Below are 15,852 nucleotides of genomic sequence, written 5' to 3'. Positions count from 1 at the left end.
ATGTTAACCATGACGATCCCGTGCTCCCAGGCAGGAAGCGCATGCGGCACGTTTTGACATCATTTCTGGCCTTGCATTGGGCGGTCGTCTTCGCCCTGCTGGCCTACATCTGCATGGATGGCAATCGCGGCATCGCGTCGGCGCTCGGCGTGCTTGGCGTCTCGCTGCAAAGCAGCCGTTTCCCGGATCTCGATCATGCTCTCGTCGTGGCGCCGCTCGCGGTCGCTCTGCTGATCGTCGCGCTGCTGTTCTGCTGGGCCTTCGTCGAGACGCTGCTCAACATCGCGACAAGGCCGGATGCGGGCGATACGGTGGTGCGGATAGCCTTCATCTGCGCCTCCTTCCTGCTTTCGGTGATTCTCGTCGGCGGCGCCGCGCAAGGCATCAACGGGTTGTTCATGGTCGTCGCCATCCAGATGACGGCGCTGCTCGCCTCTTATGTCGCGGTGCTCGCCGAGCGACGCTCGGCTCTCGCCGCGGTGACCTTGCATGAAAGCGAAGCCAGCCTGGTTTCCCATCGCATGGCGGCGGGCGTCGCGCACGGCTCGCTCCTGTCCCGCATCTCCAGCCGACCGGAAACCAGACCCGGAGGTCGCCGCTGATGCGCGCCTTGTTCGCATTCTGGGCGGCCCCGCTGGTCCTGTTCTGGGGCTGGTTCTTCCTGTCTCTCAACGACATCAATTTCGGCTACGTGATGCTCAGCCGCCAATTGCACGACCTGGTCTTCCAGCTTTACGGCCAGATGCTCGGCGTCGATCCGGGAATCATCCCCGGTATGGTGGCGCGGGCCTGTGTGTTCGACAGTTTCCTGCTGCTCGGGCTGGTGGCATTCCGCCGCCGGCGCCAAATCGCCGAATGGATCAGGCGGCGCCGGGAAGGCCCTGTCAGCCCTGATCAGCTCGGCCGAGCGACTGGAGTCGGTCCAACGCTCCCTGCAGAATAAAGGCCGCCGCCGCCGAATCGATCTTGCCGGCGCGCTTTTTGCGCGAGAAATCCATCTCGATCAGCGTCCGTTCCGCCGCGACCGTCGACAGCCGCTCGTCCCATAGCACGAAGGGCAGGTCGGACAAGGCGGCCATGTTGCGCGCGAAGGCGCGGGACTTCTGGGCGCGCGGACCTTCCGATCCGTCCATGTTGACGGGAAGGCCGAGCACGATCGCGCCGACATTGTCCTTCTCGAGCTGAGCCAGCAACTGGGCGGCATCGAGCGAAAACTTCTTGCGCAGGATGACCGGGCGCGGATGGGCAAAGGACAGGCTTCGGTCCGACACCGCCACGCCGATCGTCTTGTCGCCCAGATCAAGCCCGGCGAGCGTGCGGCCGCCCGCGAGAAGTGCCGGCAATTCCTCGATGCTTATGATGCCCAACCGCTCGTCCTGGTTAGTCGCCGCGCGGCTTTTTGATCGGCCGCGGGACTTTCAATTTGCTTTCGGCGTTCTATCCTCTGGCAACGAGAAAATCGAGGAATCCCTTCATGAAACTGACCTGGTATGGACATTCGGCATTCCGCATCGAGACCAACGACGCCAAGATCCTCATCGACCCGTATCTGGTCGGCAATCCGTCATGGACGGGCGGCTGGGAAAATCCAGCCGAAGGGGTGACGCATGTTCTTCTGACCCATGGCCACAGCGATCATATCAGCGGAGCCGCCGAGGTGCTGAAGAAGAGCGGCGCCATGCTTGTCGCCAATTTCGAGATCTGCATGTATCTCGTCGGCCAGGGGGTCAGCGATAAGAAGATAAATCCCGGCAATATAGGCGGTACCGTCGATTGCGGTCCCTTCACCACCACTTTCGTCCAGGCTTTGCACTCCTCTTCGTTCGGCGGACAAGACGGTACCAACACCTATCTCGGCAATCCGGGCGGGCTCGTGCTGCATTTCCCGGAGGACAAGACGCTCTACCACATGGGCGACACCGACATTTTTTCCGATATGGGGCTGATCAACGAATTGCATGAACCGAAGATCGGCATCGTGCCGATCGGCGATCGCTTCACCATGGGCGGCGCGGTGGCTGCCCTAGCCTGCCGCCGCTTTTTCCGCTTCGATACGGTCGTTCCCTGCCATTTCGGCACCTTCCCGATGATCGACCAGACCGCCGACAAATTCGTCGCCGGCATGGAGGGATCCGGCGTCAAGGTGGCGCTGCCCGAGATCGGCAAGGCGATCACGATCTAGGCGTTCGCCCTATGTAGTAGGGTACACTACCTAGAGCGGCGCCCGAAGCACCGCATCCCGGTCGGCGGCATGATCTATGTTGCGCCGCAAGCGCGGCGCCGCTATAGCCCGCACTGGTTTTCCCGAGGCAAATAGACATGTCCGTTGATCTTCAGACCGTGAAGCGCGTCGCGCACCTTGCCCGCATTGCGGTGAGCGAGCAGGATGCCGAGCGCATGACAGGCGAGCTGAACGCCATCCTTGGCTTCGTCGAGCAGTTGAACGAGGTGGACGTCTCCGGCGTCGAACCGATGACTTCGGTCACGCCGATGGAGATGAAGAAGCGGCAGGATATGATCACCGACGGCAACAAGGCGGTCGACATCGTCGCCAACGCGCCGGCCACGGAAGAGAATTTCTTCCTCGTTCCCAAGGTTGTGGAGTAAGGGCAGGATGGCCGTCGAAATCGGCGTCGAGACGCCCTTGCAGGACGACGTGCGCGCGCTGGTCGCAGAACTCAACACCGCGCTGCTCGAACTGACGCCGCCGGAACATTGCTATCACCTCACCGTCGAGCAGATGGCTGGCCACGACACGACCGTGTTCGTCGCCCGCGACGCTGGCCTTGCGGTCGGCTGCGGCGCGCTGAAGCGTCATGCGGACGCGGTCGGCGAGGTCAAGCGCATGTACACGCGGCCCACGCATCGCGGCCAGAAGATCGGTGCCCAAATCGTTGCGCGGATCGAGGGTCTGGCGCGGCAGGAAGGCCTGAAGCGCCTGGTTCTGGAGACCGGCGATCGCCACCCTGCCGCCTGGGCCGTCTACGAACGCGCCGGGTTTTCGCGTTGCGGCCCGGTGCTGGATTATCCCGACTCGGAATGGTCGGTGTTTTACGAAAAGAGCCTTACCTGATGAGCGACCTCACACATCTCACCATTTCCGAGGCCCGCGCCAAGCTGCGCGGCAAGGAGATTTCGGCTGCCGAGATCACCGAAGCCTATCTCTCGGCGATCGAGCGCGCCAATCCGGTGCTCAATGCCTATGTCGCGGTGACCGGCGACAAGGCGCGCGAGATGGCCAAGGTTTCCGACGCGAAGCTCGGCAAGGGCGAGGGCGGGGCGCTCGAAGGAATTCCGCTCGGCATCAAGGATCTGTTCGCCACCGAAGGCGTCCACACCCAGGCCTGCAGCCATGTGCTCGACGGTTTCCAACCGCGCTACGAATCGACCGTCACATCCAATCTGTGGGCCGACGGCGCCGTTATGCTCGGCAAGCTCAACATGGACGAGTTCGCCATGGGCTCCTCCAACGAGACCTCCTATTACGGCCCGGTCATCAATCCTTGGCGGCGCTCGCGCCTCGACACGGTGGTGACGCCGACGACGCATCAGGGCGACGGCGGGTTTGTCTCGGCCGGCGGCGCGAAGACCGCGCGGACGTTGGATAACGCCCAGCTGGTGCCGGGCGGCTCCTCCGGCGGATCGGCTTCCGCGGTCGCCGCCTTCCTCTGCGCCGGCGCCACCGCGACCGATACCGGCGGCTCGATCCGCCAGCCGGCAGCCTTCACCGGCACCGTCGGCATCAAGCCGACCTATGGCCGCTGCTCGCGCTGGGGCGTGGTCGCTTTCGCGTCCTCGCTCGACCAGGCCGGTCCGATCGGGCGCGATGTGCGCGACGCCGCGATCCTGTTGAAGTCGATGGCCTCCTCCGACCCGAAGGACACGACGTCGGTCGACCGGCCGGTGCCGGACTACGAGGCGGTGATCGGCAAGCCGATCAAGGGCATGAAGGTCGGCATTCCGAAGGAGTACCGCGTCGACGGCATGCCCGAGGATATCGAGGCGCTCTGGCAGAAAGGAATTGCCTGGCTGAAGGATGCCGGGGCGGAGATCGTCGATATCTCGCTGCCGCACACCAAATACGCGCTGCCGGCCTACTACATCGTGGCGCCGGCCGAGGCCTCGTCCAACCTCGCCCGCTATGACGGCGTGCGCTACGGGTTGCGCGTGCCCGGCAAGGACATCGTCGACATGTATGAGAAGACGCGCGCCGCCGGCTTCGGCCGCGAGGTTAAGCGCCGCATCATGATCGGCACCTATGTGCTTTCCGCGGGTTACTACGACGCCTACTACCTGCAGGCGCAGAAAGTGCGCACGCTGATCAAGCGCGATTTCGAGACCGTCTTTGCTGCCGGTGTCGACGTCATCCTGACCCCGGCCACACCGTCGGCTGCCTTCGGCGTCGCCGACGAGGACATGAACGCCGATCCGGTGAAAATGTATCTCAACGACATCTTCACCGTGACGGTGAACATGGCCGGGTTGCCGGGGATATCGGTGCCCGCCGGCCTTGACCGCAAAGGCCTGCCGCTCGGCCTGCAGCTCATCGGCAGGCCGTTCGACGAGGAAACGCTGTTCCAGACCGCCCACGTCATCGAACAGGCCGCGGGCAGGTTCCAGCCGGACAAGTGGTGGTAGCGTTGTCCCTCATCTAGTCCATTAGCGTTGTGGCGTCCTTTGCGCGTCCAAACGGACGCGCGGCGCCGTAATGGGGTGAGGGATGTTCTATTATCTTTCCAAGATCCTCTGGTTTCTCGTCCAGCCGCTCAATCTGGCGATCTTCCTGCTGCTCGCCGGTCTGCTGGCGGCGCTCTTCCGCCGCCCTCGGCTGGCCGGCACCGGCAGCGTGCTCGCCTTCCTGATCCTCGCGCTTTCGGCCTGGACCTCGCTTGGCGCAATGATGCTCAATCCGCTGGAGGAACGCTTTCCCAAGCCGCCGCTGCCGGCCAAGGTCGACGGCATCGTCGTGCTCGGCGGCGGTTTCGAGGGCGCGATCAATCTGGCGCGCGGCGGCTATGAGCTGAACAGCGGCGGCGATCGCATGGTCGAGACCGCGATCCTCGCCAGGCGTTTTCCGCAAGCGAAAGTGGTCGTCTCCGGCGGCAATGGCGAGCTTTTCCTGGACGGCGAGGGCGATGCCGACACCGCGCCGCGCCTGCTTGGCGCGCTGGGGGTCGCGCCCGATCGCCTGATTCTTGAGAACAAGTCCCGCAACACGTACGAAAATGCAGTCTTCACCCGCAGGCTGGTCGAGCCGAAACCGGGCGAGACATGGCTGCTGGTGACGTCTGCCTTCCATATGCCGCGCGCCAAGGCGCTGTTCGACAAGGCCGGTTTTCCAACCGTCCCTTGGCCGGTCGATTACCGGACCTCAGGCAAGGAAGGCATCGGTCTGTTCCGCGACAATCCGCCCGATTCGCTGCAGGCGACCACCATGGCGATCCGCGAATGGATCGGGCTCTCCGCCTATTGGCTGTCGGGCCGCATCGATCAACCTTTCCCGGCGCCGGGCGGCTGACCAAGCACTGCCTGGCGCGCGGCCGAGAAGAACTGACGGCGCACAAGCACGGCAAGCAGCACCAGCGTCGACAGCACGAACACCGTCGGGCCGACGAACGAGCCGAGATAGCCGATCGAGAAGAAGACGGCGCGCAGGCCGGAATTGAAATGCTTGCCGGCTAGCACGTTCATGCGGGTGGCCCGCCACACCGCCGTCCCGCTGACCGGATTGCGCGAGGCCTCGCCATGCGGGACCGGCACGGCACCGATCAGGATCGAGCAGTAGTTGAACAGCCGGTAGGCCCAGCCGAATTTGAAGAAAGCGAAGGCGAGGATCAGCACCAGGCCGAACATTTTGGTCTGGAAGGCTTCGCGGGAGGATGCGGAGGCCAACGGCAAGTCAGTCATTATGGTCAGAACCCGGTCGGAAGCGCCGAGAAGGGCAAAGCAGCCGCCGAGCGCGATCAGCGAGCTCGAGGCAAAGAAGGCGGTGCCTTGCTGCAGCCCGGACATGATGGCGGTGTCGACTATGCGCACCTCGCGCTCGGCCATGTTGCGCATCCAGGCTTCGCGCTGAGCGTTCATGGCCGTGGTCAGCGACACGCGGCTAACGAGCTTGCCGTCGGAGGCCAGCGTATGCAGCACCCAGACGACCAGGAAAAAGGCCAGAGCGGCCAGGTCTGTCGCCGAAAGATGAAGGGAATCGCCCATACGTTCTTTTACCACAGGCCGGGCGCTTCGACGGCGGAAGCAAGCGGTACATGTCGCTGCCGGAGCAAACAAGGTCGGCTGACGCCGCGCCGCGACATGCAAAACAGCGGAAACATCGCGAGAATTCCTATATGTAAGTTTTGAGCGGCCTCCAGGAGACAGCGGCGCGTGTTCCTTTCGGTTTTCGACCTGTTCAAGATCGGCATCGGTCCATCGAGCTCGCATACGATGGGACCGATGACGGCTGCGCGGCGTTTCCTTGACGAAATCCTCGCCGACGACTGGCCGCGCCCGGCCGGCGTCAAGGTCGATCGGATCGGCGCCAGCCTGCACGGCTCGCTCGCTTATACCGGCATCGGCCATGGCTCGGACCGCGCCGTCATCCTCGGCTTGGCCGGCGAGACGCCGCAGACGGTCGATCCGGATGAGGCGGATAGCATCGTTGCCCGCATCGGAACGGAGAAACGGATTTCACCGCCTGGGCATCCGGCCTACCGCTTCGACCCGGCCAAGGATCTGGTGCTCGACCGCAAGACGCCGCTGACCGGCCACGCCAACGGCATGGCCTTCTATGCCTACGATGCGTCCGACCGGCTGCTGCTCAAGCGCATCTATTATTCAATCGGCGGCGGCTTCGTCGTCTCCGAGGAAGAGTTGCAGCGCATGAAGGCCAAGGGCTCGGTGACGACGGAAGGCAAGAAGGTGCCTTATCCGTTCAAGAACGCCGTCGAGATGCTGGCGATGGCGGCCAGGAGCGGGCTTTCGATCGCCGAGATGAAGCGGTCCAACGAGGAAACGCATATGTCGCGCGAGGAGTTGGACGCCGGCCTCGACGCGATCTGGAGCGCCATGAAAGGCTGCATCGACCGCGGGCTGTCGCAGGACGGCATCATGCCGGGCGGACTGAAGGTGCGGCGCCGCGCACGCCAATTGCATGACAAGCTGCAGGAACAGTGGCAGCAGAACCGGCCCAACCCCTTGCTCGCCAATGACTGGCTGTCGATCTATGCCATGGCGGTGAACGAGGAGAACGCCGCCGGCGGGCGCGTGGTGACTGCGCCGACCAACGGTGCCGCCGGCACGCTGCCGGCGGTGCTGCGCTACTGGCTGCATTTCCATCCCGAAGCCGACCAGCCGAGCATCCGCGACTTCCTGCTGACGGCCGCCGCCGTCGGCGGCATCATCAAGTCAAACGCTTCGATCTCGGGCGCCGAGGTCGGCTGCCAGGGCGAAGTGGGATCCGCTTCGGCAATGGCGGCGGCCGGGCTTTGCGCGGTCATGGGAGGCACTCCGGAGCAGGTCGAGAACGCCGCCGAAATCGCGCTCGAGCACCACCTCGGCATGACCTGCGATCCGGTCGGCGGCCTGGTGCAGGTGCCCTGCATCGAGCGCAATGCGCTCGGCGCGGTCAAGGCGGTGACAGCCGCCTCGCTCGCCATCAAGGGCGACGGGACGCATTTCGTGCCGCTGGATGCTGCGATCGAGACCATGCGCCAGACCGGTCTCGACATGAACGAGAAATACAAGGAAACCAGCCTCGGCGGACTCGCTGTCAACGTGGTCGAGTGCTGACCTTGCCCTTTCCACCGGCGGGCTTGGTTTGCCGAAGCGATCGAAACGGCCACGCTGGCCTCATGATTTGGCTGCAGTCGGCCTGTGCATAATCCCGCTTGGCGTTGAATGCCTCCGGCGCTGTCGCTAGATTGCGGGCATGTCTCTGAATCTCGTCAAACTCTGCGTCGGCTGCGACAGCGTCGAGGACCTGGAAGAGTGGATCGCCTTCCGTCTCGACGAGCGGTGCCGCGCCGGCGAGCCGGCCGAGCACTGGCACACCACGCGCATGGTGCCGACGCGCGGTGGGGAGATCACCGATGGCGGCTCGCTCTACTGGGTGATCAAGGGCAACGTCCAATGCCGGCAGCTGATCACGGAGATCCGGCCTTTCGTCGACGGCGAAGGCATCGGCCGCTGCCATCTCGTGCTCGATCCCGAAGTGGTGCGCACCGACTGGCAGCCGCGCCGCGCCTTCCAGGGCTGGCGTTATCTTAAGCCCTCCGATGCGCCGGCCGATCTCGGCAAGGGCAGGGCCGCATTGGCCGAGATGCCGCCGAAACTGCGCCTGGAGCTTGCGGATCTCGGCCTGCTGTAAGACTCCAGGTCCTCATCTTCCGCTTGCTGGCCCTTCGAGCGGCCCGGTGTGGGGCTTGCAAGCACCGCCCCTGCGCCACATCTTGATTTCGATGCACAATCATTTGAATGGCGGTGCAAACTGATGGGCGTGATCATCGCATTGGCAGCCGTGCTCCTGGTGCTTTTCGGCGCCGCGACAATCTTTGTGCGTGCCGACGCAGCGAGGATGGCGGACAGTCTCAGAACGCTTGGGCCCGCGCTGTTGGGCCTGATCGGCGCGACGATGCTCGTGGTCGGCCGCAGCAGCTTTGGCGGTCTGCTGATGATTGCGGCGGCAGGCTGGTATGCCTGGATGCGGGCGAGGCGACCGCCACCGAAACTTGTCGCGGCCAAACGCTCAACCGTGCGCACCGCGGCTCTCGAAATGGAGCTCGACCACGACAGCGGCAAGCTCGAAGGCCTTGTTCTCGCCGGCCACTATGAGGGGAGAATGCTGAGCGCCATGGAGATCGCCGAGCTGCAGCAACTCCATGTCGAGCTACGGCCGGACCCGGAGAGCCGCCAACTGCTAGAGACGTATCTTGACGGCCGTTTTCCCGTCTGGCGCAAGGACGCGCAGCCGGACAGTGGCGAAGGGCTGGGTGTTGCGCCAGGTGCGGGCGCCATGACTAAGGAGGAGGCCTACAAGATCCTTGGTCTTGAAGCGGGGGCTGCCGCGGCGGATATCCGCAAGGCGCACCGCCGCCTGATGCAGCGCCTGAACGCCGATGTCGGCGGCACGTCTGTCCTGGCGGCGCGGATCAATGAAGCCAAGGACGTCTTGCTCTCCAATCACGACTAGTCTCCTTCGACGCGGAACTTCCCGGGAGGTTCAAAAGCCGCCTATTGCTGGACGGCGTAGCACTCGATCTTCTTTCGCTTCAGGGCGTCGCAAGCTTTCCAGGCTGCGTCCTTCGAGCCGAAACCGCCGAAGCGGGCGCGGTAGTAGGTGACGCCGCCCTTGTCGAACGCGACCGTGAAGCCCGATGCGTCGGCCAGCACCTTCGGCGCCTGCTTGGTCGTCTTGTCGAGAAGCGCCTGAGCCCCCGATTGCGTCGGCGAGGACGCGACCTGCACCACCCATCCCGACGGCAGCGAGGCCGTCTTGACCGGATCGATGGCCGGGGTGGCGGCTGCGGCCGGCTCGGCGTAAGCGGCAACCGTCTGGGACGTGGCTTCGGGCTGTGATGCGGTTTCGGTCTCTGAGGTGGTTTCTTGGGGTGCGGCTGCCGGAGCCATGGCGGCCACCGCAACCGTCTTCACCTTCCTGACCTGGATCACCGGCTTGGTTTCCTCAGCGACCGGCGCGCTGTCATCGGCTGACGCGACTTCGTCGACAGCCGGTTTTTCGTCCGGAGTCGGCGCGTCATGCTTGGGCAGGAGGACCTTGGCCAGAGCCTTGATCGGATTGCCGCCGCCCGCCTTGGCGATCAGGTTGCCGCCGCCGCGGGTCGAGGCGCGCGGCAGATAGGTGTTGATCAGTGAAGCCATCTGGTTGTCGCGGCTGCGGCCGGAAGCGCCGCCCATCACCACTGCGACGAGGCGGCGATCGTCATCGGCGACTGAGGAGACCAAGTTGTAGCCGGAAGCGCGCGTGTAGCCGGTTTTGATGCCGTCGACACCCTTGATGCGGCCGAGCAGGCGATTATGGCCGTTGATGCGCTGGCGGCCATAGAGGAACGAGCGCTGCGAGAAATAGCCGTAATATTGCGGGAAGTGCTCGCGGAGCGCGATGCCGAGCATCGCCATGTCGTGCGCCGTGGTGAACTGGCCCGGATCGGGCAGGCCATTGGCATTGCGGAAGACAGTGCCGTTCATGCCAAGCTGGCGTGCCTTGGCCGTCATCATGCGGGCAAAATTGTCTTCGCTGCCGCCGAGCAACTCGCCCAGCGCGGTCGCCGAGTCGTTCGCCGACTTCGTCACCATCGACAGGATCGCGGTCTCGACCGGCACCGACCCGCCGGCGCGCACGCCGAGCTTGGTCGGCGGCTCGGACGCGGCATGGGCCGAGAACGGCACCGGCGTGTTCTTGCCGATCCTGCCCTTCGCCAATGCCTCGAAGGTGAGGTAGAGCGTCATCATCTTGGTGAGCGAAGCCGGATAGCGCCGGCCGTTGGCGTCGGCCGAATAAAGCACCCTTCCGGTCTTGGCGTCGACGACAATCGCGGCAGACTTTGCCGCCATCGCGGAGGCGACATCGGCGGTGACAATCGTCACCGCGAGCGCGGCAATCATGATCGCCTTGAAGGAGAATGAAGATTTGGAGACGAAGCCCGACAACGCCTGACGCACCGTTACTTACCCTGAATTTTCGTTGCCCCGGAGGCGGCAGAGGGGTGCCTGCCTCACTTCCGGCCAAGCTATCGCGGTCAGCGTTACCAATCCGTTTATGGTAACCGCCGCGTTCACCATTTTCTGGCGATTTGAGCCTCTGTTTATTCGAACTTTAGCGGTCGCTGTCGCGCGGAGCCCTTGCGGCTCAAGGCAATCTTGACTTTTGTGCAGCGCACAATATATTCCAGTGCATTGCACAAGGGCGCCCGGGGCTAAATGGGCGTTTCAACCAAGGGAAGGCATGAAATGACCCAGACCTATGAGGACTTCGCGAAATACGGCAAGGAGTTTGCCGACACCGGGCTGAAGAGCTTTGCCTCGCTCACCAAGGGTGCGCAGGCGATCGCGACCGAAGCCGGCGAATACACCAAGAAGAGCTTCGAGGCCGGCAGCGCCGCCTTCGAGAAGCTGTTCTCGGCCAAGTCGATCGAGAAGGCCATCGAGATCCAGACCGACTACGCCAAGCAGAGCTACGAGAGCTTCGTGGCCGAGGCCAGCAAGATCGGCAATCTCTATGCCGAGCTCGCCAAGGAAGCCTACAAGCCGTTCGAATCGGTCGTCGCCAAGGCGAAGTAATTTCGTCCGATCACATCGGGCAGGCTAGCCGGCCCGCAAAAACAACCCGGTCGCGGAAGCGCGGCCGGGTTTTTTCATGCGCCGCCGCAACCACCCGCGCCTTGCCGCATTCACGATTGAGAAATTCGCTGAAGTTTGCGTACCTAGCCATATTGTCAGCTAAACAGAAGGGCTTAAAATCGGCCATCGAAGACCTACATGTTGAACTCGCATGAGGATTCGAAAAGGCAGGACTACGTGACGATCGGTTTGACTGCCACGGCAGGCGTGGTGCGAATGCAAGGTGACGGCGACCGCAACGATCCCGGTCGCGGCACGGCGGTCATCACGCGCACCAAAACCAAGACAAAAAAGCCCAGCCTCTACAGGGTCCTCATCCTTAACGACGACTACACTCCCATGGAGTTCGTGGTCCACGTCCTGGAGCGTTTTTTCCAGAAGGACCGCGAGGCCGCCACACGCATCATGCTGCATGTTCATAATCATGGAGTGGGCGAGTGCGGGGTCTACACATTCGAGGTGGCCGAGACCAAAGTGTCTCAGGTCATGGATTTCGCCCGACAGAATCAGCATCCGCTGCAATGCGTGATGGAGAAGAAGTGAGGTAACATGCCGGCTTTCTCCCAAGGCCTGGAAAAGGCGCTACATCAGGCGCTGACGTTCGCCAACGAGCGGCATCATGAATATGCAACGCTCGAACACCTGCTGCTGGCGCTCATCGACGACACCGAGGCGGCCGCGGTGATGCGCGCCTGCAATGTCGATCTCGACGAGCTCAAGCACACCGTTCTGACCTATATCGACACCGAGCTCGACAATCTCGTCACCGGTTACGATGAGGATTCGAAACCGACCGCCGGGTTCCAGCGCGTCGTCCAGCGCGCCGTCATCCATGTGCAGTCGTCCGGCCGCGAGGAGGTGTCCGGGGCCAATGTGCTCGTCGCAATCTTTGCCGAGCGCGAAAGCCATGCGGCCTATTTCCTGCAGGAACAGCAGATGACCCGCTACGACGCGGTCAACTACATCTCGCACGGCATCGCCAAGCGCCCCGGCGCTTCGGAGTCGCGCACGCCGCGCGGCGCCGACGATGAGCAGGGCGGTCAGAACGGCGCCGAGCCGCAGGAAGACGGCGGCAAGAAGAAGCCGCAGGACGCGCTGACGGCCTACTGCATCAACCTCAACAACAAGGCCAAGGCCGGCAAGATCGATCCGCTGATCGGTCGCGAGAGCGAGATCAATCGCACCATCCAGGTGCTGTGCCGCCGCTCCAAGAACAACCCGCTCTATGTCGGCGACCCAGGCGTCGGCAAGACGGCGATCGCCGAGGGCCTTGCCAAGCGCATCGTCGAAGGCGACGTGCCCGAGGTGCTGCAGGACGCCACCATCTTCGCGCTCGACATGGGCACGCTGTTGGCCGGCACGCGCTATCGCGGCGACTTCGAGGAGCGGCTGAAGCAGGTCGTCAAGGAGCTCGAGGACTATCCGGGCGCGGTGCTGTTCATCGACGAGATCCACACCGTGATCGGGGCAGGGGCCACGTCCGGCGGCGCCATGGATGCCTCGAACCTGTTGAAGCCGGCGCTGTCGTCCGGCGCGATCCGCTGCATCGGCTCGACAACGTACAAGGAGTTCCGCCAGTTCTTCGAGAAGGACCGCGCGCTGGTGCGGCGCTTCCAGAAGATCGACGTCAACGAGCCGACCATCGAGGACGCCATCGAGATCATGAAGGGCCTGAAGCCCTATTTCGAGGAGTTCCACAAGGTCCGCTACACGAGCGAAGCGATCAAGGCTTCGGTGGAGTTGTCGGCCCGCTACATCAGCGACCGCAAGCTGCCGGACAAGGCGATCGACGTGATCGACGAGACCGGCGCCTCGCAGATGCTGGTGCCTGAGGCCAAGCGCAAGAAGACGATCGGCATCAAGGAAATCGAGGCGACGATCGCCACCATGGCGCGCATCCCGCCGAAGACGGTTTCGGCGGACGACGAGAAGGTGCTGCAGGGTCTCGATGTCGAGCTGAAGCGCGTCGTCTACGGTCAGGATACCGCAATCACAGCGCTGACGTCGGCGATCAAGCTGGCGCGGGCGGGCCTGCGCGAGCCGGAGAAGCCGATCGGCTCCTACCTGTTCTCGGGGCCGACCGGCGTCGGCAAGACGGAAGTGGCCAAGCAACTCGCGGCCTCGCTCGGCGTCGAGCTGATCCGCTTCGACATGTCGGAATATATGGAACGCCACACCGTCTCGCGGCTGATCGGCGCACCTCCCGGCTATGTCGGCTTCGACCAGGGTGGACTGTTGACCGACGGTGTCGACCAGCATCCCCATTGCGTGCTGTTGCTCGACGAGGTGGAGAAGGCGCATCCGGATCTGTTCAACATCCTGTTGCAGGTGATGGATCACGGCAAGCTGACCGACCACAACGGCAAGCAGATCGACTTCCGCAACGTCATCCTGATCATGACGACCAATGCGGGCGCATCGGACGCTCAGCGCGCGGCGATCGGCTTCGGCTCGACCAAGCGCGAGGGCGACGACGTCGAGGCTATCAACCGGCTGTTCACGCCCGAATTCCGCAACCGTCTCGACGCGATCATTCCGTTCGGCTCGCTGCCGATCCCGGTGATCCATCAGGTGGTGCAGAAATTCGTCATGCAGCTCGAGGCCCAACTTTCCGAGCGGGGCGTCACCTTCGACCTGTCGCCGGACGCGATCGCCTGGCTGGCCGACAAGGGCTATGACGAGCGCATGGGCGCGCGTCCGCTCGGCCGCGTCATTCAGGAGCACATCAAGAAGCCGCTGGCCGACGAGGTGCTGTTCGGCAAGCTGAAGAAGGGTGGCACGGTGCGCGTCACCGTCGAGAAGAAGGAAACCGGCGAGACCGGCCTGAAGCTCGAATCGTTGGCCGATGAAGCTCCGGTGAAGCCGAAGAAGGAAGAGCCGGAGGACGCGCCGAAGCCGAGGAAGGCGGCGGCGAAAAAGCCTGCCGCCAAGAAGGCCGTGGCGCAGAAGCCGGAGCCGAAGGGCAAGGACGGCGGCAAGCGAAGCCTGGTGCCGCAGCTGCCCCGCAAGGGCTGATCGACCTGAAGCGCGTCCCGCTGAAACGGATTCAGGCGGCGCGCGCTAGGTGCTTGTTACCAAAACGGCCGCCCGCCTTTGGGCGACATGCATTGCAGTCAAAAAGCCCCGGCAACGGGGCTTTTTGATTGGGAGGAACCGACACGTGATGGCTGGCCAAATCATCCATACGGAATGGCGCGCGGCCCTCCGGAAGTCGAGCATTGCCGCCCCGGGAAATGTTTGCTGGCTGCAGAGTCAAGCAACGCCGTCCGGCGCGAAGCGTGTCAGGAAATATCCGCACGCCTTCCAGATCATGATCGACAAGAGGGCACCCGCGTAGCCGTCGATGGCATAATGCCAGCCAAGCGCGACTGAGCCGACCATTATCATGGCAGCGAATGCCCACATCAGGATACCGGCCGGCCGGGAGCGCCGCGTTGCGTACAAAGAGAAAAGCACCGCCATCGCCACGTGCATGGACGGGAAAGCGGATATGCCGATGCTGCCGACGGTCGCGCCGGTATAGCCGCTCCATAGCATGTCCTGCGTGCTAAGCGCCCAGATCGGATAGATGCGATCGGCGGCGGCGAGTGCCTGCATGAGGGGACGGAAGTCACCGCCGAGTCCCAGTCGCTCGTAAAAGCACGGCCCTGCCGACGACAGCCCCATCGCCAGGAAGAAGCCGCCAAGCGTCCATATCAGCATGAAGCTCATCAGGAACTGATGACGCAGCTTCGTATCTTTGCGCGTGATGCAGGCGGTGAAAACCGTGGCGATGAGCACGATGAACCAGAAATTGTAGGCGAGATTGAGCATCCTCAATGCAAATGGCGACTGGACGACAAACCACAGCCATTCGTCCGGGGCTCTACCGAAATGCAGGATCCGATCGGCGTGGGCCAGCGCCTTGTCCCATGCAAAAGGGGAGAGGATTGCGATGGCTCCTTTCAGAACACCGACGGCGGATACGAAGGCGATGCTGGCGGTCAGGCCGTTGAGGCTGTTGGCCGTGCGTTCGGCGTCGCCGAAAAAGCTGCCCAGCGATTTCAGGAAGGTGCCGAGCGGTTCGGGATCCCGTTTGACCAGCGCAAGGTGGAGAAAGATCCCAAGTGCAAAGACGCAACCGCAGATCCAGAAAGCGATCAAAAGGTACTCAATGTATTCTTTCAATATGCCGAAATCCGGCATGTTTCCGGTGCGCATGCCGATCGCTATTGCCAGAAGCAGAGCGCCGACGGCCAAGGCGTGAAGCAATCTGTGTCGTCGAAAGGCGTGTGCCATGGCGATCAGAAAAGCCCGTCCGCCAGCCATCCTCGCAAGGGGGTTCGACGCCGCAACCGAATTGTCCATGGTTTGAAACCCAATAGCTCGCCACGCCTCAGCGTTCTACAGCGAGATGGTTCGATATTTCCTAACCAAACGATTCGAGTGCAAACGGTCGCATCCGGGCGCCGCACGCGGCCGGCCGGGGAAAAACGCGCCGGGGTTGTCGCGGCAAACCGATAT

General features: G+C 63.4%; 18 protein-coding genes. 13 read left to right on the top strand and 5 right to left on the bottom strand.

Annotated features, from left to right (window positions below):
- Nucleotides 1-41: 41 nt before the first annotated feature.
- Both EOD29_RS22780 and EOD29_RS22775 read left to right on the top strand, forming a co-directional pair.
- Nucleotides 42-602 (top strand): hypothetical protein, encoded by a 561-nt coding sequence (locus EOD29_RS22780; RefSeq protein WP_127247953.1) that lies wholly within the window; start codon nt 42-44, stop codon nt 600-602.
- A complete protein-coding gene (locus EOD29_RS22775) occupies nt 602-943 on the top strand; it encodes a DUF6105 family protein (RefSeq protein ID WP_066992578.1) in 342 nt (113 codons plus the stop codon). The genes EOD29_RS22780 and EOD29_RS22775 overlap by 1 nt, the downstream gene beginning before the upstream one ends.
- Here EOD29_RS22775 and ruvX read toward each other — a convergent pair.
- Entirely contained in the window at nt 885-1,367 is a 483-nt protein-coding gene (ruvX, locus tag EOD29_RS22770) for a Holliday junction resolvase RuvX (protein WP_066992581.1), read from the bottom strand. The two genes, EOD29_RS22775 and ruvX, sit on opposite strands and share 59 nt — an antisense overlap.
- Before the next feature lie 107 nt (nt 1,368-1,474).
- On the opposite strand from ruvX, the gene EOD29_RS22765 reads away from it, so the two are divergent.
- The 5 genes from EOD29_RS22765 to EOD29_RS22745 all read left to right on the top strand — a co-directional run bounded on the left by EOD29_RS22765 (nt 1,475) and on the right by EOD29_RS22745 (nt 5,518).
- Complete coding sequence (locus EOD29_RS22765) at nt 1,475-2,182, top strand: metal-dependent hydrolase (RefSeq protein WP_067319830.1); 708 nt, start codon at nt 1,475-1,477, stop codon at nt 2,180-2,182.
- A gap of 137 nt (nt 2,183-2,319) precedes the next feature.
- Complete coding sequence (gene gatC, locus EOD29_RS22760; RefSeq protein ID WP_066992584.1) at nt 2,320-2,607, top strand: Asp-tRNA(Asn)/Glu-tRNA(Gln) amidotransferase subunit GatC; 288 nt, start codon at nt 2,320-2,322, stop codon at nt 2,605-2,607.
- Nucleotides 2,608-2,614: 7 nt separating this feature from the next.
- A complete protein-coding gene (locus tag EOD29_RS22755) occupies nt 2,615-3,073 on the top strand; it encodes a GNAT family N-acetyltransferase (RefSeq protein WP_067319833.1) in 459 nt (152 codons plus the stop codon).
- A complete protein-coding gene (locus EOD29_RS22750; protein ID WP_067319835.1) occupies nt 3,073-4,638 on the top strand; it encodes an amidase family protein in 1,566 nt (521 codons plus the stop codon). The genes EOD29_RS22755 and EOD29_RS22750 overlap by 1 nt, the downstream gene beginning before the upstream one ends.
- Before the next feature lie 82 nt (nt 4,639-4,720).
- The gene (locus EOD29_RS22745; protein WP_127247952.1) at nt 4,721-5,518 is read left to right on the top strand and encodes a YdcF family protein; all 798 of its coding nucleotides are present in this window, start codon (nt 4,721-4,723) and stop codon (nt 5,516-5,518) included.
- Here the strand turns inward: EOD29_RS22745 and EOD29_RS22740 are convergent.
- Complete coding sequence (locus EOD29_RS22740) at nt 5,491-6,210, bottom strand: DUF599 domain-containing protein (protein ID WP_095825359.1); 720 nt, start codon at nt 6,208-6,210, stop codon at nt 5,491-5,493. The genes EOD29_RS22745 and EOD29_RS22740 overlap by 28 nt on opposite strands.
- A 168-nt stretch (nt 6,211-6,378) precedes the next feature.
- On the opposite strand from EOD29_RS22740, the gene EOD29_RS22735 reads away from it, so the two are divergent.
- From EOD29_RS22735 to EOD29_RS22725, 3 genes are all read left to right on the top strand, one after another.
- Complete coding sequence (locus EOD29_RS22735) at nt 6,379-7,782, top strand: L-serine ammonia-lyase (protein WP_127247951.1); 1,404 nt, start codon at nt 6,379-6,381, stop codon at nt 7,780-7,782.
- Nucleotides 7,783-7,921: 139 nt separating this feature from the next.
- Nucleotides 7,922-8,359: a DUF1489 family protein gene (locus tag EOD29_RS22730; RefSeq protein WP_127247950.1), complete on the top strand. Its 438-nt coding sequence runs from the start codon at nt 7,922-7,924 to the stop codon at nt 8,357-8,359.
- Nucleotides 8,360-8,482: 123 nt separating this feature from the next.
- Nucleotides 8,483-9,181 (top strand): molecular chaperone DnaJ, encoded by a 699-nt coding sequence (locus EOD29_RS22725; protein ID WP_095777736.1) that lies wholly within the window; start codon nt 8,483-8,485, stop codon nt 9,179-9,181.
- A gap of 41 nt (nt 9,182-9,222) precedes the next feature.
- Here EOD29_RS22725 and EOD29_RS22720 read toward each other — a convergent pair whose 3' ends face one another.
- Nucleotides 9,223-10,671, bottom strand: coding sequence for a D-alanyl-D-alanine carboxypeptidase (locus EOD29_RS22720; protein WP_127247949.1), 1,449 nt, complete (start codon nt 10,669-10,671; stop codon nt 9,223-9,225).
- A 288-nt stretch (nt 10,672-10,959) separates the two neighbouring features.
- Between EOD29_RS22720 and EOD29_RS22715 the strand changes: the two genes are divergently transcribed.
- The gene (locus tag EOD29_RS22715; protein WP_066992785.1) at nt 10,960-11,289 is read left to right on the top strand and encodes a phasin family protein; all 330 of its coding nucleotides are present in this window, start codon (nt 10,960-10,962) and stop codon (nt 11,287-11,289) included.
- Between the two features lie 10 nt (nt 11,290-11,299).
- On the opposite strand, the gene EOD29_RS36000 is transcribed toward EOD29_RS22715, so the two are convergent.
- Complete coding sequence (locus EOD29_RS36000; protein ID WP_156751000.1) at nt 11,300-11,476, bottom strand: hypothetical protein; 177 nt, start codon at nt 11,474-11,476, stop codon at nt 11,300-11,302.
- A gap of 89 nt (nt 11,477-11,565) precedes the next feature.
- On the opposite strand from EOD29_RS36000, the gene clpS reads away from it, so the two are divergent.
- Nucleotides 11,566-11,892 carry an ATP-dependent Clp protease adapter ClpS gene (clpS, locus tag EOD29_RS22710; RefSeq protein ID WP_041000825.1) on the top strand — a complete coding sequence of 109 codons (327 nt, stop codon included), beginning with the start codon at nt 11,566-11,568 and terminating at the stop codon, nt 11,890-11,892.
- A gap of 6 nt (nt 11,893-11,898) precedes the next feature.
- Nucleotides 11,899-14,364 carry an ATP-dependent Clp protease ATP-binding subunit ClpA gene (gene clpA, locus EOD29_RS22705; protein ID WP_127247948.1) on the top strand — a complete coding sequence of 822 codons (2,466 nt, stop codon included), beginning with the start codon at nt 11,899-11,901 and terminating at the stop codon, nt 14,362-14,364.
- A 237-nt stretch (nt 14,365-14,601) separates the two neighbouring features.
- Here clpA and EOD29_RS22700 read toward each other — a convergent pair whose 3' ends face one another.
- The gene (locus EOD29_RS22700; protein WP_067320148.1) at nt 14,602-15,534 is read right to left on the bottom strand and encodes a phosphatase PAP2 family protein; all 933 of its coding nucleotides are present in this window, start codon (nt 15,532-15,534) and stop codon (nt 14,602-14,604) included.
- Nucleotides 15,535-15,852 lie beyond the last annotated feature (318 nt).

The sequence above is a fragment of the Mesorhizobium sp. M1A.T.Ca.IN.004.03.1.1 genome, assembly GCF_003997555.1.
Taxonomy (GTDB): Bacteria; Pseudomonadota; Alphaproteobacteria; order Rhizobiales; family Rhizobiaceae; genus Mesorhizobium.
The sequence above is the reverse complement of the archived record's forward strand: the minus strand, read 5'-3'. Positions and strand labels throughout refer to the sequence as shown.